The sequence below is a fragment of the Acinetobacter sp. A1-4-2 genome (genome assembly GCF_040233925.1).
Taxonomy (GTDB): domain Bacteria; phylum Pseudomonadota; class Gammaproteobacteria; order Pseudomonadales; family Moraxellaceae; genus Acinetobacter.
In genome coordinates this window covers 1877650-1899348 of the sequence record NZ_CP157981.1, presented here as the reverse complement: position 1 = coordinate 1899348, position 21699 = coordinate 1877650, and the positions used below count along the sequence as shown (strand labels likewise).

At 39.7% G+C, this 21699-nt stretch carries 17 protein-coding genes, 1 tRNA gene and 1 pseudogene; 11 read left to right on the top strand and 8 right to left on the bottom strand.

Going from position 1 to position 21699, the window contains the following annotated elements; all coding sequences use genetic code 11:
* Window positions 1-40: 40 nt before the first annotated feature.
* The 3 genes from ABJ384_RS09375 to epmB are packed head-to-tail and all read right to left on the bottom strand — an operon-like array spanning window position 41 to window position 4912.
* Entirely contained in the window at window positions 41-2155 is a 2115-nt protein-coding gene (locus ABJ384_RS09375) for an EAL domain-containing protein (protein WP_349926961.1), read from the bottom strand.
* A complete protein-coding gene (locus ABJ384_RS09370; RefSeq protein ID WP_349926959.1) occupies window positions 2137-3882 on the bottom strand; it encodes a GTPase in 1746 nt (581 codons plus the stop codon). The genes ABJ384_RS09375 and ABJ384_RS09370 overlap by 19 nt, the downstream gene beginning before the upstream one ends.
* A gap of 13 nt (window positions 3883-3895) precedes the next feature.
* Window positions 3896-4912 carry an EF-P beta-lysylation protein EpmB gene (gene epmB, locus ABJ384_RS09365; protein WP_349926957.1) on the bottom strand — a complete coding sequence of 339 codons (1017 nt, stop codon included), beginning with the start codon at window positions 4910-4912 and terminating at the stop codon, window positions 3896-3898.
* 70 nt (window positions 4913-4982) lie between these two features.
* Here epmB and efp point away from each other — a divergent pair, with 70 nt between their 5' ends.
* The 8 genes and pseudogenes from efp (at window position 4983) to ABJ384_RS09325 (ending at window position 13405) form a co-directional block, all read left to right on the top strand.
* A complete protein-coding gene (efp, locus tag ABJ384_RS09360) occupies window positions 4983-5552 on the top strand; it encodes an elongation factor P (protein ID WP_086195645.1) in 570 nt (189 codons plus the stop codon).
* A 173-nt stretch (window positions 5553-5725) separates the two neighbouring features.
* Window positions 5726-7819, top strand: a complete 2094-nt coding sequence (locus tag ABJ384_RS09355) for a carbon starvation CstA family protein (protein ID WP_349926955.1) — start codon at window positions 5726-5728, stop codon at window positions 7817-7819.
* On the top strand, window positions 7816-8118 hold the full coding sequence (locus tag ABJ384_RS09350) for a YbdD/YjiX family protein (RefSeq protein ID WP_349926953.1): 303 nt from the start codon (window positions 7816-7818) through the stop codon (window positions 8116-8118). The genes ABJ384_RS09355 and ABJ384_RS09350 overlap by 4 nt, the downstream gene beginning before the upstream one ends.
* Before the next feature lie 145 nt (window positions 8119-8263).
* Entirely contained in the window at window positions 8264-9169 is a 906-nt protein-coding gene (locus tag ABJ384_RS09345) for a MoxR family ATPase (protein ID WP_349929733.1), read from the top strand.
* 24 nt (window positions 9170-9193) lie between these two features.
* Entirely contained in the window at window positions 9194-10099 is a 906-nt protein-coding gene (locus ABJ384_RS09340) for a DUF58 domain-containing protein (RefSeq protein WP_349929732.1), read from the top strand.
* A gap of 3 nt (window positions 10100-10102) precedes the next feature.
* Window positions 10103-12112 (top strand): DUF3488 and transglutaminase-like domain-containing protein, encoded by a 2010-nt coding sequence (locus tag ABJ384_RS09335; protein ID WP_349929731.1) that lies wholly within the window; start codon window positions 10103-10105, stop codon window positions 12110-12112.
* 31 nt (window positions 12113-12143) lie between these two features.
* Window positions 12144-12220, top strand: a tRNA-Val gene (locus ABJ384_RS09330).
* Window positions 12221-12395: 175 nt separating this feature from the next.
* A pseudogene (locus tag ABJ384_RS09325) lies at window positions 12396-13405 on the top strand (site-specific integrase).
* Window positions 13406-13432: 27 nt separating this feature from the next.
* Here the strand turns inward: ABJ384_RS09325 and ABJ384_RS09320 are convergent.
* The 3 genes from ABJ384_RS09320 to ABJ384_RS09310 are packed head-to-tail and all read right to left on the bottom strand — an operon-like array spanning window position 13433 to window position 14785.
* A complete protein-coding gene (locus ABJ384_RS09320) occupies window positions 13433-14272 on the bottom strand; it encodes an SPFH domain-containing protein (protein ID WP_349926951.1) in 840 nt (279 codons plus the stop codon).
* Between the two features lie 25 nt (window positions 14273-14297).
* Window positions 14298-14579 carry a hypothetical protein gene (locus ABJ384_RS09315; RefSeq protein WP_349926949.1) on the bottom strand — a complete coding sequence of 94 codons (282 nt, stop codon included), beginning with the start codon at window positions 14577-14579 and terminating at the stop codon, window positions 14298-14300.
* On the bottom strand, window positions 14579-14785 hold the full coding sequence (locus ABJ384_RS09310) for a hypothetical protein (protein WP_349926947.1): 207 nt from the start codon (window positions 14783-14785) through the stop codon (window positions 14579-14581). The genes ABJ384_RS09315 and ABJ384_RS09310 overlap by 1 nt, the downstream gene beginning before the upstream one ends.
* 27 nt (window positions 14786-14812) lie before the next feature.
* On the opposite strand from ABJ384_RS09310, the gene ABJ384_RS09305 reads away from it, so the two are divergent.
* Entirely contained in the window at window positions 14813-15097 is a 285-nt protein-coding gene (locus tag ABJ384_RS09305; protein ID WP_349926945.1) for a hypothetical protein, read from the top strand.
* Window positions 15098-17565: 2468 nt separating this feature from the next.
* On the opposite strand, the gene ABJ384_RS09300 is transcribed toward ABJ384_RS09305, so the two are convergent.
* Both ABJ384_RS09300 and ABJ384_RS09295 read right to left on the bottom strand, forming a co-directional pair.
* Window positions 17566-18051 carry a hypothetical protein gene (locus ABJ384_RS09300; protein WP_349926944.1) on the bottom strand — a complete coding sequence of 162 codons (486 nt, stop codon included), beginning with the start codon at window positions 18049-18051 and terminating at the stop codon, window positions 17566-17568.
* 80 nt (window positions 18052-18131) lie between these two features.
* The gene (locus ABJ384_RS09295) at window positions 18132-19382 is read right to left on the bottom strand and encodes a YncE family protein (RefSeq protein ID WP_349926942.1); all 1251 of its coding nucleotides are present in this window, start codon (window positions 19380-19382) and stop codon (window positions 18132-18134) included.
* Window positions 19383-19735: 353 nt separating this feature from the next.
* On the opposite strand from ABJ384_RS09295, the gene ABJ384_RS09290 reads away from it, so the two are divergent.
* Together ABJ384_RS09290 and ABJ384_RS09285 are read left to right on the top strand one after the other, a co-directional pair.
* Window positions 19736-20524: a tellurium resistance protein gene (locus ABJ384_RS09290; RefSeq protein ID WP_180174480.1), complete on the top strand. Its 789-nt coding sequence runs from the start codon at window positions 19736-19738 to the stop codon at window positions 20522-20524.
* A 25-nt stretch (window positions 20525-20549) separates the two neighbouring features.
* Entirely contained in the window at window positions 20550-21683 is a 1134-nt protein-coding gene (locus tag ABJ384_RS09285; RefSeq protein WP_349926940.1) for a toxic anion resistance protein, read from the top strand.
* Window positions 21684-21699: the final 16 nt, after the last annotated feature.

The following is a 21699-nucleotide window of genomic DNA, read 5'->3' as shown; positions in this document are numbered from 1 at the left end:
CATTTCCATTAATGATTCAATTACAGACCTTGTACAAGACCTATTGGTCTTGTACATCAATCAAATGATCCAGTTTTTTCTGGAAATAATCGCCCTGAATAAAACGAGCATCCACGTTCCATGCATTTGCAAACAGAGTCATGTCATTGAGATCGCGCAGCATGATTTCGCCAGCTTTAATTTCCTGGAAGGCACTCAGCTTTTCCTGTAATTCTTGCGTCGATTTTTCTGTTTGCAGCATTTTGGTCAAATTCTGATGTAAAGTTAAACAATTTACATCAAGTTGACGTAGCATCGACTCGCTATAAATGCTATTACCAAAGTCTCTGAGGGAAACTTCAGCGCCAAATTGACGTAACTGGGCAATATACTTTTGAGCATCTGAGATATTTTGACTAATATCTTCTTCTGAAAATTGTAAAACTAATGGATGCTTCAATTTACTGCGGACAATGGTAATGAGTTTGGAAATGAATTCAGGGAAGCTTCGGTCGTGTAATAGTACAGCTTTATTCAAATTCACAATCAATTTTGCTTCAGGATATTGAGTAATGAAATTATGCAGTTGTTTACATGATTCCACTAATATCCAGCGATCCAGTTTAATGGATAACTCAGGATCGTCTGCAAGTTCTCTTAAGCCAGCCAGATCTTTCCAGGCATTTTCATAAATAAAACCGCTGGTGACTTCATAAGTATATAAATTAGTGTCTTGCTTATCGTAGAGCTGTTGATATTTAAGGTGAATTTCACCGCGATCCAAGCTTTGTTGCAAGGCTCTGAGTAGGGTTGCTTCAGGTGAACTAGGTACTGCCTTAATTTCGGGTTGCTGTAGCTCAATGCTTGGAATGTTTAAGGGTGTTTCTAATTCAAGTGCAGGAGTCGGCTGATTTTCCGGTAAAGCAGTCTTGTAAGCTGTAGCAATAAATTGTTCAAAATGTTTTTCATCACGTATTTCAGTATCGAGCAGTGTATAGCCAATTCTGAGATTCAGCGGATAGGATGTGTGATCAATGGACAATAATTGCGGTTTAGTTAATGAACTTAAACCGATCAGTTTGGACTCTAATTTGGCTTTAGATTCGGCTTGGAACAAGCCCACATAAATACCAAAACTTGTTTGAAATAATGGAGCATGAGTTTGCTCTTTTAAAAAATCCTTGATATTAGTGGAATAATTTTTGAGTGTATCCCACTCCTCTTTAAAAATATTATCAGGACAAGAAGCCAGGGAAAATACCACGAGGGCATTAATATCTGAAGGTTGTTGAGTGATGGTACGATTAATCAGTTGATAGGTATTGGACTTTGGAGCATCGGCTGTTGTAGATGTAGGCTGAACTGATGGTGAAGATTCAATATCAATCGTAATTTGTACGGCATCTTCTTCATTCGTAGAAGGTAAAAACTCAACTTTAAGCGGGTTTGGAACAGATATTTGATGATTTAAGCTGTTGATTTCAAAACGCCCTAAATCAAACTGACCTTGTGAAATTTTTTTAAAACGTAACTTAAAATCATTTAAATTTTTAGGCTGAAGTAGGTCGAGTAAGGGAAGTCCAACAATCTGATCTTCATTATTAAGCCCAAAAAGTGTTAAATATTCAGAGTTTGCTTGGACATGAATACCTTCCTGAATCAGTGCAATGGCTTTGTTGCTCTCTTGAACTAAAGACTGGGCCTGGGTTTGAGCTGTTTCTAGCTCTTCCATTAAATGTTGTTGTGTCAGCAGCAAACGACTGAGTGAAAGGGCACGTAAAAGACCAATATAAAAACGATCTGGATAATCCAGATTAAGAATGTCATAAATCCCTTTACGAATATAACCTGCGTATTGATCGGCCTGATAATCATCAGGTTTGAGCAGGATCATTGGAAGGTTTGGTTGCTTGGACAGGCGGATTAAGCTTAACGCCTGTTCATATTTTAAGTCATAAGCACGACCAAAAATAACCAGATCCCAAGTGTGATGTAATTGCTTTTCGAAGTTTTGTAAATCATCCAGCAAGGTTGCATGTACTAAATGTTCACTGGATGTTAAAAGGTCACGAATTTGGTTAAAACGTATTTGATTATCATCGATAATGAGTAAACGTGTTTCAGTACGTTTTAACTTTTTAGACAATAATGGATTTCTCACTTTAATGCTTCCCATAAATCGTGATTCTTGACTTCATTCGTTTGCTTATTAATAAAGTTGTTGATCAAGTTTTCTTGTTGCTCATTCAGTAATTCGAACTCAAAACGGATAAAACTTTGTGTAATGATTTGTGCTTTGGTGAGATAAATTTTTATTTCTTCTCGTCCCAAGCGTAAATGAATAGTTTGTTTTTCCCTAAACATATGTGAACCAGACACGATCAGGCTGGTGGATACCTCATCAACTTGGCTAGACTGAACGATTAGGGCAGGCTGGTAATTATTGCTATGACGATCTGTTTTGATCATGACAGCACAAGGGAATAAATCTTGTGCCAAGACTTCTAGTCCCAGTTCCAGGCTTTTGGCTGTTGACTGCTTGATCCAGCGGATCACACCGCCACGCCAAGGACTATGAGTATTTTCCTGAATTAAAATAAATTCGCCAGTTTTCAAATTCGAAGGTGCAGAGCCATTCCATTTAATTCTGTAACCATTGACACTGATGTCCAGAACTTCTGCGGAATAAATCTGTTTGGCTTCACGATCCAAAGTTTTTGCTGTAGTCATTTCAGCCGGGATATTCGAATTCATCGAATTAATAAAGCTGCTTTCATTATGGAATTGATAATTGATATCTAACTCCAGAGTTTCATGAAAGTTTTTGCCATTAGAGAGGTAAAAGTGTGCCACCAAAAGACTAAAACAGATTTGTAATTGTGCAGAATATTCATAACGTTCATGAAGGCGTTCAGTATTGCTGGTAAGCAGGTTGTGAATATGAAAGTGCAGTGCCGGGGTTAAAAATAGCTTTTCATTACGTGATAAATAACCAGACTTTTTGGTTTGGGTTTCAGACAGATGATCTAATAAATTTTGTGTTGAAATATAGATAGTCGGTTTGTAAAGACTGGCCTGATTGATATTAAAAACAGGTGGATAGTCTTTATTGATATCGACAATATAGCGAGAAAGCGAAGTTTCTTTGGGTAATACATGAACCAGTTTGGCCCAGTCAAAACTGCATAAATATAAGCCCTGCATTTCAGAAGGCCGAATTTGATGGGTATTCAGAATTTCCAGCAACACCAGTTGTGAATAAGCCTGAGCAACGGTTTGTAAAGGATGCTGCGTGTCTAAAATCTGATTGATATTGGTTTGATAAAAATTATTTTTAATGGCACATTCAATCAGCTGATGTGCAATTAACCATTGTCCAAATAAAGGCGTGCTATAGAGCAAATGTTGTTGATAAAGCAATAAAGACAATTGCTGCAAAGCATAATAAGTAGAAACAATTCTGGCTGTTTGCAAACTCTTCTTTTGGTTGAATGCAAATAGAGAAAACTTTTGCATGCTGAGCTGGGTGTTGCAGCGTTTTGAAATATCGATATAAATTTTGGCAAAATGACTACGTAGCAGCATCGCTAGCTCAATGATCTGGTCGCTGCGGTCATTGCTCATCAGCCCCTGATTGAAAAAATGCTTTTCCAGGCTGCCTAAAACATTATCCAGGGTAGGATGCAGGATTTGAATCAAGTCAAAACGCAACATTTCCGGACATTTAAGTTCTGATATTTCCAGCAAGGCATTGAAAAGTTCTTTGGAAGAATTCCCCAATTGAAGAATGGATAAATTGCATACCCAGTCTTGTAAGCCTTTTGCATTGGTTGGGCAGAAGCTTAATTTTTCCAACTTTAACTCTGTTGGTGTTTGGAAGATATCTGAATTACTCATAAGCATCGTTATTATTAACTCAAAAAGTTGAAACCCCAAAAAGCGGTGTTTTATTTTTTTCGCCCGCTATTTCCCTAACGAGTTTAGGAACCAAATATCCCGGCAGGTTCTCTAAAACCTCTTTATATATCAGATTAATTTCTTCAGGCCTTAAGTCAAAATGATGGGCACCTTTTACTTTGTCTAATACATGTAAATAGTATGGCATCACGCCCGTTTCAAACAGACGATAACTTAAGTCCACTAACAGCTGCGCAGAATTATTAACCCCTTTTAATAAAACTGCCTGATTCAGCACGGTAATTTGATGTTGAACCAACGCTGAAAGTTTGGAACAGGTAAACTCATCCAGCTCAGCGGCATGATTTGAGTGTACCACTAGAATAATGCGCAGCCTACTGTTTTTTAATAAGGAAATCAGCTCTTCATCGACACGGTTGGGGATTACGATCGGAACCCGTGAATGAATTCTCAAAAATTTAATTTGCGGCATGGACTCAAGACGTTCAATCCACAGGGCAAGTTTTCGATTTGACAGGGTAAGCGGGTCACCACCGCTCAAAATAACTTCGTTTATATCTGGTTGATTTTGAATATATTGTTTAATATTTGGCCAATCTTCGTTTTTTGGCAGGTTTTCTTGATAAGGAAAATGGCGGCGGAAACAGTAACGACAATGAACTGCACAAGCCCCGGTTAAGGTGAGTAAAAAACGCGATTTATATTTATGTAATACGCCTGGCTGTTGATTGGCCTGTTCCTCACCTAAAGGATCGGTTACAAAACCAGGATGATCTTCAAGTTCCAGATGATGGGGTAATACTTGTAACAGCAGAGGGTCAAGCGGGTCGCCAATGCTCATTTTTCCGACGAACGCACGGGGAACACGCAACTTAAACTTTTCAGAAGCCAGGATTGCCCCTGATAATAATTGATCAGGCGAGAGCTGAAGTGTTTCAAGCAACTCTAAAGGGTCCGTAATCAGGTCACTCAGTTGAGATTGCCAGTTTTGCTCTTGATACAAATAGTTTATCATGCCAGATGTTAAAAATAATGCTAGTCTAGCATTAATAGATTTAAGTTAGTAAGTTTGGAGCGAGCCTTTCATGGCCAATTATTCTACAAATGACTTTAAGCAAGGCCTTAAAGTAATGCTTGATGGCAACCCATGTTCAATCATGGAAAATGAATATGTAAAACCTGGTAAAGGTCAAGCATTCAACCGTGTAAAACTTCGTAACCTTAAAACAGGTAAAGTTTTAGAAAAAACTTTTAAATCGGGTGACTCTTTAGAAGCAGCGGACATCGTAGAAGTAGAAATGAACTACTTGTACAACGATGGTGAAATGTGGAACTTCATGGATCCTGAAACATTTGAACAGATTACTGCAGACAAAACTGCAATGGGTGATGCTGCAAAATGGTTAAAAGACGATTCTAACGAACTTTGTACAATTATGTTATTCAATGGCGTTCCATTGACAGTAAGTGCACCTAACTTCGTCGTATTGAAAATCGTGGAAACTGATCCAGGCGTACGTGGTGATACTTCTGGCGGAGGCGGCAAGCCAGCTAAACTCGAAACTGGCGCTGTTGTTCGTGTACCATTATTCGTACAGCAAGAAGAAAGTGTTCGTGTAGATACTCGTACGGGTGACTATTTAGAACGTGCATAATGGTTTTAAAATAGACTATTATCGAAAGGGATGATCAAAATCATCCCTTTTTTTATGCCAAAGTATTAGATGAAAAGCAAAATATGAGGAGTACAGTCGCAAGGGAAAAAACAGCAGTATACCGAACAATAAAAAATGAAGGCTGATTTATGCATTAGATATGAGGGCTTTACATGGAAACGATTCAACCGAAGTTATCAATAACTTCCAAAATAGTGTGGCTTCTGGTGGCAGTTCTAGGTGCGGTGTCCTTAGGGATACTTGCAATCAGCAGAGGTGAGCATGTCAATGCAGTTTGGCTGGTTTTAGCTGCCATCTGTGTCTATAGCATCGCTTATCGCTTCTATAGCTTATTTATTGCCAATAAAGTTTTTGAACTCAATGCCAGACGTTTAACCCCCGCTCACCGTCTGGCAGATGGTCTGGATTATGTGCCGACCAATAAATATGTCTTGTTTGGACACCACTTTGCAGCCATTGCCGGTGCCGGGCCTTTAGTCGGGCCAATTCTTGCGGCACAAATGGGCTACCTGCCAGGAACCATCTGGTTGCTGGTCGGTGTTGTACTTGCAGGCGCTGTACAGGATTTTTTAGTCCTGTTTATTTCGACCCGCCGTGATGGACGATCACTGGGTGAAATGGCAAAGCAGGAGCTTGGCTCTTTTGCCGGTATCATTGTGATGCTAGGTGCATTAGGCGTCATGATCATTATTCTTGCTGTGCTTGCCTTGGTGGTGGTGAAAGCCCTAACCAACAGTCCATGGGGTGTATTCACCATTTCAGCCACTATTCCAATCGCCTTGTTCATGGGCGTATATATGCGTTATATTCGTCCGGGAAAAATTGCCGAGGTTTCAATTATCGGTTTTGTACTGATGATGCTGGCAATTGTCTATGGCGGTAATGTGGCAGCTGATCCGTACTGGGGTCCAATGTTTACCCTTTCAGGTACACAATTGACCTGGTGCTTGATTGTCTATGGTTTCATTGCTTCTGCATTACCGGTCTGGTTGCTGCTTGCTCCACGTGATTACTTATCCACCTTCTTGAAGATTGGCGTGATTGCAGGTCTGGCTGTGGGTATTATGGTGGCATTGCCTGAAATGAAAATGCCGGCTGTAACGCATTTCATTGATGGTACAGGTCCTGTCTTTGCTGGTTCGATGTTCCCGTTCCTGTTCATTACCATCGCCTGTGGTGCCATTTCTGGTTTCCATGCCCTAGTTTCTTCAGGTACGACACCTAAACTGGTCAATAACGAAGTGGATATTCGTGTGATCGGTTATGGTGGCATGCTCATGGAATCTTTCGTTGCGGTTATGGCAATGATTTGCGCGACCATTCTTGAACCAGGTGTATATTTTGCCATCAATGCACCTGCTGCAGTACTAGGTACAACGGTTGAAAGTGCTGCGGAAGCGGTGCGTACTTTAGGCTTTGTGGTAACGCCAGAAACATTGACATTACTTGCTCAGGAAGTAGGTGAAAGTTCGATTCTTTCACGTACCGGTGGTGCCCCAACATTTGCGATTGGGATGGCGCACATTATTACGGAAATTTTCAACAACCGTTCCATGATGGCCTTCTGGTATCACTTCGCGATTCTGTTTGAAGCATTGTTCATTTTAACTGCGGTAGATGCGGGTACACGTGCTTGCCGTTTCATGGTTCAGGATACCGTCGGTATCGTGATTCCTGCGGTAAAACAATCACACAATTTCTTTGGTAACTTGTTGGGTACCGCAGTTGCTGTGGCAGGCTGGGGTTTCTTCGTGTACCAGGGTGTAGTTGATCCACTGGGCGGTATCAATAGCTTATGGCCACTGTTTGGTATTGGTAACCAAATGCTGGCTGCTATGGCATTGATTTTAGGTACGGTCATTCTGTTCAAGATGAAGAAAGAAAAATATGTGTGGATCACGATTGTTCCAACCATTTTCCTGTTCATTACCTGTATGACTGCGGGCTGGCAAAAGATTTTCCATGAAAATCCAAAAATCGGTTTTCTGGCACAAGCTAACCGTTTCTCTGATGCAATTGCACGTGGAGAAATCTTAAAACCTGCCAAAGATATTGCGGAAATGCAAACCATTGTGTTCTCCAATCAGATTAATGCGGTACTGTGCGGTTTCTTTATGATTGTGGCGGTTGTGATGTTATTTGCTGCCGTCGGTGTGATTCGCCGTGCATTAGCTAATCCAAATCCAAGCGTGCAAGAAGCTGAAGCCATTTACAGTGATGAAATTCCAGCAGGAGAGGTGAAATGAGTCTAAAAGAGCAAATTCGCCAAAAACTGGCCTTGGGTAAAATCATTAAGTTTACGGTATTGGCTCAACCGAAAAAGTTTTTCATGTTGAATGGCATTAAAACCATTCAATTGATTTGGCAACGTCTACAGCAAAGCTTTCGCCTGATGGTCGGTGTGCCAGATTATCAGACGTATTTGGAGCATATGGAAAAGAATCATCCGGACTTGGTGCCGATGGATGCAAAAACATTTTACCGTCACTGCGTGGATGCACGTTATCCAAGCGCAGGCGGTGGAATGAAAAAATGCCCTTGTTAAACTGTTTGTCAGAAATCTTTTGATTTCTTTGGAAAAACAACAAAACGGTGTATGTTAATCATGCACCGTTTTTTATTGAGGAAAGAGTGTGATTTGGGGTACGAATAAAGTTCAAAAACAAGAACTCACGCCAGCGCAGCAAAAGCTGAATTTTCAGGTGGAATCTTATGCTGCAAAAATTCAGGCATTCTTGGCTCAAATCAATCGCATTATTTTAGATAAGGAACATCAAACCAAACTGGCTTTGTGTTGTTTACTGTCTGGCGGGCATGTACTGTTTGAAGATTTACCGGGTCTGGGGAAAACCACATTGTCCAGTGCTTTATCGCATATTGCCGGATTGAAGTTTCAGCGTATTCAGTTTACCAATGACATGCTCGCCAGTGATGTGATTGGGGTGAACATGTTTAATCAAAAAGAGCATCAGTTTGAGTTTAAGCGTGGGCCAATTTTTACCCAAATTTTGCTGGCTGATGAAATTAACCGCTGTAGTCCCAAAACGCAAAGTGCTTTACTGGAAGCCATGGAAGAAGGTCTGGTGACGGTAGATGGGGTGCGTTATGATTTGCCGCAACCGTTCTGGGTCATTGCTACCCAAAACCCGCTGTTCCAGAGTGGAACCTATAGCCTGCCCGAATCCCAGCTAGACCGTTTTTTGATGCGTTTGTCCCTGGGCTATCCATCGCGTTCTGCAGAAAAACTGTTATTACAGCAGGATTCCCGTTATGCCTTGATTGCGACATTGCAGCACGTCTTTAATGAAGATGAAATTTTGACAATTCAGCAGTTAGTGACACAGGTTCATATTGCCGATGGGGTGCTGGAGTATCTGCTGGATCTGGCTGCCGAGACCCGTAAAAGCTCGCATGGCTTATCGACCCGTGGATTATTGGCTTTGAAAAAAGCTGCTCAAGCGCATGCCTTTATTGAACAGCGTAGTTATGTGACTCCAGATGATGTGCAAGCAGTGTTTGCTGCGGTGGTGTCGCATCGTATTGGCCTAAGTGAAGCAGAAACCTTGCAGCTGATGCAGCAAGTCCATATCAGCTAAAGGGTGATTCACTTGACTACACCTTTGACCCGGCCGTGGCAAAAATGGCTAGCGAAACGCTTCCAGTTTAAAAAAATCAAACAGCTCTCACAAAAGGATATTTTGATTTTTATTTATCAGCAAGGTTACTTGTATCTGGTATTGATCTTGCTGACCTTCATTGCCGGGGTGAATTATGCCAATAACCTGATTTTGGGTTTCTGCTTTCTGGTTAGTGCCATTTTATGTATCAGCTTTTATTTAACCTTCAAGCAGTTGCATGGGCTCAAGGTTGAAGTTTCTGTCAATGAAGTCGGGCAGGCAGGACAGCAACTGGATTTGCAATTACATTTCCAGCAAGCGCAGAAGCAGCCGCGTTATTTATGGGTTAAAACCAGTCAGCATCTGGAAAAAATCTTCATTTCCGAATTGAAGCAAAACATGACCTTATCTTTTTTTACTGAAAAAAGAGGGCAGTTTGATTATCCAACCATTCAGGTATATTCAGTTTATCCGTTTGGACTGGTGCGTGCCTGGACCTATTTTTATTTAAAAGAATATTCATGGGTGGCACCCAAAGCTGCCTTTTATAATGCGGAAAATAAGCAGCATCAGCACAGTTTTGAACCGGATATGGACGAGTTCCGTGAACTGCGTAATTTCAAGGCTGGAGATAGCTTGCAGGCTGTGTCATGGAAGCAGGCAGCACGCGGACAAGGTTTATATATCAAGGTATTTGAGCAGCACAATGAGCAGCTGAATATTGAAATTCATTATCACAATATGCCGAGTACTCAGCATGAAGAAAAATTAAGTCTAATGATGGGTTTAATTGAACAATGTGAGCAAATGCAGTGTGCATATGCGGTGTTTTTACCGCAAGCCGAATTGGCTGTAGGCTTGGGTAACAGTCAGTTATTACAGGCCAAAAAACTTTTGGCGCAGGCTTAAATGATGATTGATACACAGATCAGAACTTCGATAATGATGACCCTGTCATTGATACTGATGGCACAGGTTGTGTTTAATCCGCTGCTATTGAGCCTTATTTTTGCCCTCATCATCCTTTTTTTATTTTATAGCTTAAAAGATCAGTCCAAGGCTTTATCCAGAATGTGGACTTTTGTCCTGACTTTAGTTGCCTTGGCTGCAATTTATTTTAACTATCAAACTTTTATTGGTATAGAAGCTGGCGTTGCCATTTTATCGACTTTCTTATTTGCCAAGGCCTTGGAAAGTAAGAATAACCGTGATGTCATTATCCTGTTTAATTTTGCCATGTTTGTCAGTGCCAGTTCATTCTTGTATAGCCAGTCGATCTGGATGGTGCTGATGGTGGTACTCTGTTTACTCAGCTGCCTGATAGGCCTGTATCGTTTACAAATCCACGAATTTAGACAATTGCAAAATCAATCCACCGCATTACAAAGTGATGCAAAACATGTGGGTAAATTCCTAATTCTGGCTTTGCCTTTTTTTATTTTACTGTTTGTGTTTTTCCCGCGTTTGCCGCCACTTTGGGCGATTCCTATTCCGGTACAAAAAAATGTCACTGGGATGAGTGACAGCATGTCACCAGGCGATATTGCCGAGTTGTCACAGTCGACCAGTCTGGCGTTTCGAATTATTGGTGATATGAACCAATTGCCAAGCCGCAATGATTTGTATTGGCGAGCGATGGTTTTAGATCAGTATGATGGTAAAACCTGGACCAGCAGTTTTGTCAATGAAAAACCGGTCGCAATTCAAAATCTAAACAACAGCAAATACAGTTTTGACTATCAGTATTTAGCGGCTAATCCTCATGTGATGTGGGTGATGGGACTCGAACAATCACGACCATTACAACAGAACTATCAATTAAAACAGGATGGTCGCATTACGCCAGTACGACAAATCTTGCAAAATCAGCCGATTACACTGCAATGGCTGGGTAAAGCTCAGCCACAAGAAAATGCTTTATATAAAACAAGATTACTGGAACAGATCAATACCAAAATTCCAGAGCGCCTAGATGAGCAATCACTCCAGTTTGCATTCGAGATGTTCAAGCGGAGTGGACAGCAACCTGAACGCTATGTCAGCAATATTTTGCAGTGGTATAAAAATAATGGTTTTGCTTACACCTTGAATCCCGGCTTGCTGGGAGAAAACCGGATAGATGAATTCCTGTTTCAATCACGTCGTGGTTTTTGCGAACATTATGCCTCAAGTTTTGCTTTGCTTATGCGTTATGTCGGCATACCTGCACGTGTAGTAGTGGGTTATCAGGGTGGACAACTTGCTCCTGATCGAGCCAGCTGGGAGGTGCGACAGCTCGATGCACATGCATGGACCGAAGTCTTATTGCATGGAAAATGGCAAAGAATCGATCCTACAGCGATTATTGCACCACAACGCATAGATGGGGGAATGCAAAATTATATTGAAAGTGATCGCAGTATTTTGGGCAATAAAGAACAGAAATGGAGATATCGCCAGTTTGCAGTGATGAAAAACCTGCGAATCTGGAGTGACTATGCGAGTTATCAATGGCAAAGCAAGGTGGTGGGCTATGATGCCGAAAAGCAGCAAGGTTGGTTGTCCAAGCTGGGTATTAAAAATGCTTATGCCAGCAGTATCATCATGTTATTGAGTATTCTGCTGGTGGTGGTGGTTTATTTTATCTGGATTTTTTATCGAAACAGTCGGTCGGTTTCAGCTTATGAGCGTGCCATTCAACAATTTTCCAAACAATTGGAACTCAGCTTGCGCAAGCAGCCTGCAGAAACTTTTTATAGCTGGATGCTTCGTTTGGCTGAACGGGCAGAACAGGATCAGCAACAGATATTTACTCAAACAGCACAATATTATCAGCAACAGCACTATTCTTTAATGCAAAATCATCAGCAAATAAAGCAATTTAGGAAAATGCTTAAAACATGTTCAAATACTTTAAAAAATAATAGAAAGCACTTGTCTTAAAAAATAAAAGTGAATATGATTCACACCACTTAGGTGTATAGCTCAGTTGGTTAGAGCGCTACGTTGACATCGTAGAGGTCAGCAGTTCGAGTCTGCTTATACCTACCAATATTCTAAACGTTATGTTATAAGGGTTTTAAGCGAAATCAGTAGCTTAAAACCCTTTTTTGTTGTCTTGAATAAAGTCTACCCTTAACAGCACTATCTTTAAAATCGCTATTTTTTGCCGATAATGCAGTTAAATTTAGACCAAGATTAGACCAAGAATATAGAGTTATAGACCATGAAAATGCCCAAACCGATCAAGCGCGGTGAAAGCTATAGAATTAAAATAATGATTGCTGGAAAAACATATTCAGCAACCAGAGATACCATAAAAGAATGCGAACAATGGGCCGCGCAAAAATTACTTGAGGCAAAGGCCAATAAGCTGGCGGAAGACCAAGGCATAAAACAGCACTACCCATTCAAAACACTTTTTCATAAATATTATGATGAGCATGGGCGAAAGCTTCGTGGATCTAAATACGTTAAAGAACAATTAGGTCCTTTTGATGAGAAATTTGGTGCACTGGCAGATATGTCTATTCATGACATCACACCAAAGCATTTAACCGCCTGGAGAAACCAACGCTTAAAACATGTTGGAGCTAATACAGTACTGCGTGAAATTGCACTTTACTCATCTGTATTCAGTTACGCCGTAAAGGAACTATTCCTGCTTGAGACAAACCCATGGATGGGTATTAAGAAACCAGCAAAGCCTAAAGCCCGTAATCGCCGTATTCGTGATGATGAAATTGATCTTATTCTTGAAGGTTTAGGTTACCAGCAAGGGCAGGTGCCAACATTGCCAGAGCATTATGTTGCCTGGGCATTTTTATTTGCCTTGGAAACGGCGATGCGCCGTGGTGAAATCCTTGGCATTAAAATGTCAGAAATTTACGACCGACATGTGCATTTGCCAAAAACCAAAAACGGTGATGCTCGTAATGTGCCACTGACGAAAAAGGCTTTAGCTTTCTTAGATCTGATTGATCATGATGGTGATAAGTTGATTCCACAGAATGAGAATGCTTTCAGGTTGATGTGGGAACGCCGTAAAGCGAAAGTAGGGCTATCGACATACATTTCTATGACACACGCCATGAAGCGATTACTCGGTTCGTGAATAACCAAAAATTACCAGTGGAAGTTCTGGCCAAGGTGACAGGACATAAAAATATTAAAGTTTTGGTGAATACTTACTACAACCCAGATGTTGAAGATATTGCAGATATAATTGATGCTTAAAAAAGCCCTCATAAGAGGGCTTTTTCATTATTTTAATTGACCTACACCAGTGAATTTGTCTGGAACAATTACCATAGTATTCAGTGTTCCTTTTTCAGCAGCTTTGAGCAATGCTTCAGCTTTAGTTTTTTCGGCTTCTGCACGTAGTAGATCTACATATTTTTCAGATGCATTTTCTGCTAAAACTTTTTTGATTTCAGTTTCAACACGTGCGGTTTCTAATTCATTTTGCTTTGTCTTTAAAGCATTTTGAGAATTAACAATTGCTAATGATGAGTCTAAAATAGATTTAGGTGGTGAAACTTTTAAAATATTAATTTCATTAACTTTGACAAACTTATCTTTGCCTTGAGCTTTTAATTTAGTATTAATACTGTTCTTTATTTCAGTCTCTATGACCGCTCGATTGTCATTTACAGCTAAAGCTTTATATTTGCTCACAACATCATTGATTGCCGAGTTTGCAACGTACTGCACATACTGACCTAGTAAATATACATCACCATCATCTGTAATAATGTGCTGTGCTTTTTCGGTCTTATAAGCGATTGCAGCATTTGATGGCACAATCCCGTAATTCACTTTTAATTGAAAATCTTGCATTGGAATCTTTTCAACGACAATTGGTTGAGATTCAACATTAAGTACAAGATTTCGCTTTGATACTTTGATTACATCACCGACCACGGTTTGATGTAATCCTTGCCCCAGTACGGTATCTTCAATTTCACCGCTGAACGTTTGACGAATACCAACATCTGCATCAGTGATGCGCGTAAAGCTTGCAGGTATAATAATTAAAGCCAGAATAATTGCGACGATGATTGTGGCTACTATGCCAACAGTCCTATATGGCTTTTTTTCCATGTTTTACCCCTTTATCAAAAAATAATTAATTTTTTCTACTGCGCCCACGTTTAGCCACAGGCCTAGCCGTTAAAATCAAGTTCGCCTGTTCTGGATCATAAAGACACTTTCCTCGAGTACCTTTATTGATCTCTGCACATCTATCGCGGACCGCATCAACACTAATGCCATATTGTTGAGCCAATTCTGAAGCTGATACTAATTTATGGCTTACATCCTTAATCGATACGATTTTTGCACCGCCTACCTCAGAGCCTACAAATAGCTGAGGTGCTTCACCATGTACGGTGATTTGAAAAACTCCCATTATGGCATCTCCCGCAAACTCTGCAAAACTTCGAAAGGCAATTTCACATTCACATTTGGCTCATCATTCCGCATCCAAAAATAAACAGCGATATAATAAAGTGCAGATACTTGCTCAGCTGTAAGTATTTTGACTGTGCCAGTTTGACTGGTGACATGCGGTGCCAAGTCTTCAACAAAGTTTTTTGCAATTTCTAGAATATCCATCACGCCACCTCTCGTCTGACATTAGATATGGTAGTTAAACTCGGTAACTACAAGGAAGGCCTAGATAAAGCAGGTTGTCAGGCTAAAAAATCAGGCAAGGAAATCGAAAGTGGTTTAAATGTTGGTTCGCTTGCAATTAAAGCTCTAGGTGGAGCCACAAAATTTCAAAATTATTTAGTATGTACTCTGTGTGGTAAGTGCAATATTTTGCACTTAAAGCTACTTTTTGCTGATTATGTACAAATTAATGTACTTAAAACCACATGTAACGCCAAATTTGCATCAACAAAAAGAAATCGCATATCTTTGTAAAGGTCTTATGAATGTCATCAAAGATATGCAATTTCATCGCAATGATTTCCCTGTTTCAATTGCTGAGGCCTTAGGTGATAGGCTCAAACGTGCATGTCTCAATAAAAACTTAACTCAGAATGAAGTTGCTCAACTTGCATGGATATCGAGGCGAACAGTGCTCAATTTCTTGTATCACTAAATTTTCTTTATGACAAAAGTCATTTAAAATCATTGGATTAAATGTTGCTACGGTAGAGGATATCCCTACCAAAATTCTAAGCCATGTGCTATAAGGGTTTTAAGCGAAATCAGTAGCTTAAAACCCTTTTTTGTTGTCTAGAATAAAGTCTACCCTTAACAGCACTATCTTTAAAATCGCTATTGTTTGCCGATAATGCCGTTAAATTTACGTCAAGATTTTTGGAATTTACGTCCTGAAAAGACCTAAGCTAAGAAAGTGCGGTTCACGTCATCTCATAGCCGTAGTGGCTTAAACCTGCTTTGGTGTCGCTTAGCAGAACATGCTTTAGAGTAAAAATCTTGCATGGGTGTGACAACCCAAACAAAAACTTAGAACGAAAGCAAGTAAAGCAGACTATGCATGTTAGGTTTGTCTGATTGTGAGTCGCTATGGACCAAAGCATAGAACTTCTGTGGTGATCAATTCAAAATCAGATCAGCTGTGAAATAAACGTGATATTTATCAAAAAATTATGAAATAAACTGATTGATTAAATAGCAAATACCGGGTAATTTTTTATCAGGTTAGACGAAGTTATATATCGCCTAGCTGGGAAAAACGACTGACACTCGGAAAGACGAGAAGTACCATAACCGCTCACAGCAATGTGAGCGTTTTTAATGCCCTGAGAAATGTTTTTTGTGTAAGCAATATCAGGGCACTCAGATTAGATTTTAATAATAATTATTGTCTAACAAAAATCAAAAATAACTTAAAAGTAACCGAATAGAAACTATTTATGCATATTTTTTATACTTTGTAATTTGCTTTGGAGTGATAATTTTTGACTACATCAAGAGAGCACAGCATTAATAAAAATAATAAAATGGTTATCAAAGACTTCACTTGCTTAATCACATCCCCAGATTAAGCGGGTTTTTTAATATTTAATATATTATTCATCAAGTCTTTCTAAAATTTTGATTAAATTAGTAATATTTTAATTTTTGGTATATTCCGCCACTGAATGTTACTTGAATAGTGTACAAAATAGTCAATAGAAACTGCTGTAGTTTCTGAATGGTCTTTCAAGATCCTTAGTTTATAAGCCCACATCGTCTTTCCATGTGTGGGCTTTTTTTTTGCATGGAGAAAAGTAATGCTTCATTGTTTCTTAAGGCGTTTATTTGGTCTTCATGATGCGACTGAAATTGAATACACGATTGATGGTAAAGAAATTAAGGTATGCCGTTATTGCTTGAAAGAAGTGAAGTAATCACTGATCAAAAAAAATGCGATTAATTAAATTAATAATCATATTTTTTTATTTTCACAATGCTGAAATAATTTAATCTTATATTTCACTGAAAACAAATAATAACTCCAAAAATTCTAAGGTATTGGCGCAATTAAGCCTGTTTAATTTTGGAGAGTTAAGCAGGCTTTTTTATTGAAGATTTTTATCTTTTGTCGAAAGTATTACGACATATAAGCCTTGTCATTAATATGTCGGGGCTTTTCTTTTTCTAGAATATGTATAAAAACTAAGGCATAAAAATACTCTGGTTTTTATTTATAAAATTTCATCTTCTATAAATTTTGGTAGTTTTTGCTATTCATATATTTTAAATACATATTTAGAATGCGCCAACAAATTGAAACGCTGTAGTTTCTCTGGTTTTGGTCCTATGCATCCCTCGCATGGGACTTTTTTTTGGAAAAAATTATGCTCCAATTCTTAATGTGTTTATTTGGCCTGCATGGTGCTACTGAAGTTGACTACACGATTGATGACAAAGAAATCAAGGTATGTCGGGATTGTTTGAAAGAGATTGGTTAAGGCGGTTTTCATTTTTTTTTCATGCTTTCGATAATCAATTTTTAGAACTTAATAAGAATGAAAAATGCATTGTAAGCACATTGGCTGAGAAAGTAATTAGATCAAAATATCAAAGGTGAAAATCTTGATGTATTGGGATTGGTAGTTCCCTCAAGTTTAGAATAAATTGGATCGTAGGGTCTTGGGCTTTCCTTTGCTAAATGTGCGAAAGTTGTAAATGATCATCTATTTAGCAAAGCCTTTGAAAAATTTTGTCAAGAATTGAGAGGATTGACACCTGAGCTGCAAAAATGATTGGACGAGCACACTATTTATTAATATTGGGTGAAATAGATAAGGCAACATATTTTAATGTTTCAGACTATATTAAATTTTTTCATACCTGATAAATCGTCTTTATTTTTTTCCCTTCATAGGAAGAAATAAAAGGTGCTGATGAAAGAAGTTCATTAACGTTATTGATTATCACGACTGTACTTTTTGTATAGCACTACGCTTAAGCTGTTCTAACTCTATAATATTTTGGTCAATCTGACGTTCCATTGCCGGTAAAATCTGCCTTAAAAACTGGCAATATGAAATAGCTTCATCCGCAGCAACCGTGCCTGTTCTGACCAGCTGTTTTTGCTGTTCCAACATTTGGCTCACCTGACGTAAATCGGGCTGCTGTCCATGACTCAATGCGTCGCTCATTGCTGAAAAATCTTTATACAGTTTGTCACGTTGTTGAAGTAATTCTGCCTGATTGGATAGCGGAACTGTATTTGCTTGAACTGGTGTGGTAGATAGCACTTTTTTTTCAACAGTAGGTGTGGCTACAGCTGGAGTGGGTTTTGCTTTTGCTGTATCTACCGGTGGAGAGGAAAGCGGTTTAAATATATAAACTACGATGATAAGGGACAAGGTCACAATAAAACCAATGATAAGACCAAATTTTATGCTGCGATCCATGCCGGAAATCCTATTCATGCATTTAAATGAAAACAGACCCAATCTTAAGATCAGGCCTGTACGATTTATAAATTAAACAGTTAAGGGGTAGACCAGCCCGCAGGTGCATAACCGATACGAACCCGTTGTGGGTGATTTCCAACAGGAACACTCAGTACTTTTTCACCCGTTGCGAAATCAATCACGGTAACCACATCAGCCGCACTTTCAGAAATTACACAGCTTTTACCATCTGGACTTTGTGTTGCCCAATAAGGCTTGCCTGCAGCAATCAGCTTTCCGGCTTTCAGGGTTGAGCGGTTGACAATGGTTGCATAGTCATCCATGGTTCCAGCGACACATAGTTTTTCACCATCAGCACTAATTGATAATCCATGATGACGCGAGTCATTTACATATTTGGTCCGGTCAGACGGAATAGTCGAGCTACCTGGGAGTTGACCAATTCGAGTCACTTTATTCTGATTCAGGTCATATTCGATCAAGCCATTAAAAAATGAAATCTGGGCATAAATTTTACTTTCATCATTACTCAGGACAATCGGACGTACCGCATTGGACAAATCTTTACGGCCAACTGCATCGAGTGCTGGACGGAAATCAATGGTTTTGAGGACTTTAAAGGTATTGGCATCGGCAATGGTAAGGAGTCGTTTCCCTTTGGTGAAATCTTGCCATGCGGCATCCATGGATGTTTCCACATTACCAATGGCTGAGTTTAGAATTTTTGTGCCACCGTTAAAGAAAATATTTTCATGTGGTTTGTCGCCAGTTGCAAAGCGTCCCAATTCTTTACCGGTATTGATATCCAGCACCTGAACCACATTGCCTGAAGATGCCGATACCGCTAAGCGCTGACCATCAGGAGAAACTGCCATATGATCGGCACGGAAGCCTTCTATAGGAGTACGCCAGTTGATTTTACCCGTTGCAATATTAATCGACACGATATCAGCAAAACTTGGACGCGATGCCACCACAGATTTGCCATCTGGTGTGGAATACATGTCATCCACCAGCTGATCATTACCTTCACCAGCGGTGGACTGAATGTAAGTATAGGCAATCAGTTTAATTGGATTGAGGTGGATTTCCGTCAAACGCTCTTTGCGATCAGGAACCATGTTGATCACACCGATTTTACCAAAATCACCCGATGGACGAATGACGGTTACCGTTCCATCCCAGTTATTGCCCACAAAAAATACCTGTTGGCTATTCGCCGGGGCAGGCATTACAGATGTCGTGGCATGGCTATTCAGGGATGTGAATGCGATTGATGCAAATAACGCATTTACACTCCATTTGAGGAAAAGATTTTTGTTTTTCATATCATTATTCTCCGATTCAGCTCCATGAAATCGATTTTTTTATTTGAATTTTCATTGCTGTCGAATACTCCTGTATTCGCTGAAGCATAGAATAAAGAATTCAACCATCAAATCCCGGATAATCCGATAAAAACACGCGCTAAAAATGACCTGAATAAGTCTTTTATTTTATAAATATTTGAATAATCAATTTATTATGCGCACAGAGCAAATTGTTTTTCCGACGGATTGCCGAACCCTATTTTAGCTTTTAGCCACATCTCTGATGGAGGTACGGAAAAATTGCAAAACACTACATGATCTTTTATACAGAAGTCGTACTATAAAAATGATTTTGTTGAGTTTCCAATATTATGTCTCAGATAGATATGCTTGTTGCCTTAGCTGACATTGAAGTGAATCGGGCTGAACTGCTGTCTATTCAGCAGAATGATTTGGTCCCTTTGCTGCAAGATCAATATCGTCTGAATCATTATGCCGATTCAGTCATTCAGGCTCAGTCGGTGCTATTAAACGGGGTTGATCCACATCTGACCCAGCAATTAAGCAGCACCATAGAGCAGCTGATTCAGGCATTGGCCGATTCAAAAAAATATCTGACCCGCCGCAAGTTTAATGCTTTGCAAAAGTGGCTGGGGGTTGATCTGGAATATGGTTCCGGGCAGGTCGAGTATTATAAAAACCTGGACCAATTGCTTCATCGGGCCAATCAATTAAGTCAAAAATTGCAGATTGAAATACAAAAGTCCCAGGCACGTTTTCAGCAGTTACTCGGGCATCGTGAGCAAATGGCAAAATACATTCGGGCAGCGCAGGAATTTTTACAGGAATATCCAAATTTCGTCAGGAATATACATCCGCTGGATAATTTTGCTGAAAGGTTATCGAAAAAAATCAATTCATTACAAACTTTGCAAGCCAGTAATGATATTGCAATTACACAGATGCAGTTGTCGCAGCAGCTTTCTTTTACTTTGCTGGACCGTTTTAAAGAGGCGCAGCAGATACTGATTCCTGCCTGGCAATATCATGTTAAACAAAGCAATCAGAACAGTTCGGGTATTGAACTGGACAAGCTGGAGCATAGCAGAGAGAAGTTAATTCATACTTTAAGAAAATCACTCGAGAAACCTATACATTAATCAGACCCTAATTTTCAGGTGAAGCATGACCAATTTAGAACACAAAGATTTACCCGCTGAAGCCTCTCAGGATCTTGTTCAGCAAAAGTTTCAGCAATTGAATTTACAGGAAATTGGTTTGCAGAATTCAGACTTTAATGAAGTGATGAATGCACATAAAGAACTGGCTGAAATGAGCCATAATGCAGTGGCGGAATATGGGAAAAATATTGCGACAAAAACGTCGGGTTATACCGACGAACTGCTGAATCTGGTACAAAATAAAGACCTGGATACGACCGGTCAAAAATTGAATCAGGTAGTGCAGGTTGCCCAGCAGTTGAATAGCAGCAGTATTTTGAACAAGAAACACAGTACGGGTTTTTTAGGTGGCCTGATCAGTAAAATGAAAGGGGCCAAGCAAAGCTTTGATCAGCATTTTCATAGCGCCAAAGAACAGATTGATGTTCTGGTCAAAGAAATAGAAACGTCCCAATCGGGATTGAAAACCCGGGTGGACACTTTGGATAAAATGTTTCAGGGTGTGCAGGAGGAATACCGACAGCTGGGTATCTATATTGCAGCGGGGAAATTAAAAGAGCAGGAAATTCAACAGCAAATTGCACATTTAACGGCCCAGGCCCAAGATCAGCCTACGGTACAAAAGGTCTATGACCTGAATCATCTGGCCAATAATCTGGAAAAACGGGTCAGTGATTTACAGGTTTTACAGCAGTCTGCCATGCAAACCTTGCCGATGATCCGGATTATTCAGTCCAATAACCTGATGCTGGTGGATAAGTTTTATGCCATTAAAAACATTACCTTACCGGCATGGAAAAACCAGATCAGCTTGGCTATTTCCCTGCATGAACAGAAAAACAGTGTCCAGCTGGCGAATAGTATAGATGATGCCACCAATGACCTGTTACGCCGTAATGCCGACTTGCTGCATCAAAATTCGGTGGCTACAGCCAAAGCCAACCAGCGTTCAGTGATTGATATCGAAACGCTTGAACATGTGCAGAATACCCTCATTAAAACAGTGAATGACGTGATTCAGGTACAAAAAGAGGGAATGCAAAAACGTGCTGAAGCGACAACGCGTTTATGTACCTTACAGGAAAATCTGAATCATCTGGTTATAGAATCAAGTAGTAGTGGAATGAATAAATCTTAATCCTTCGTTTAAGCTC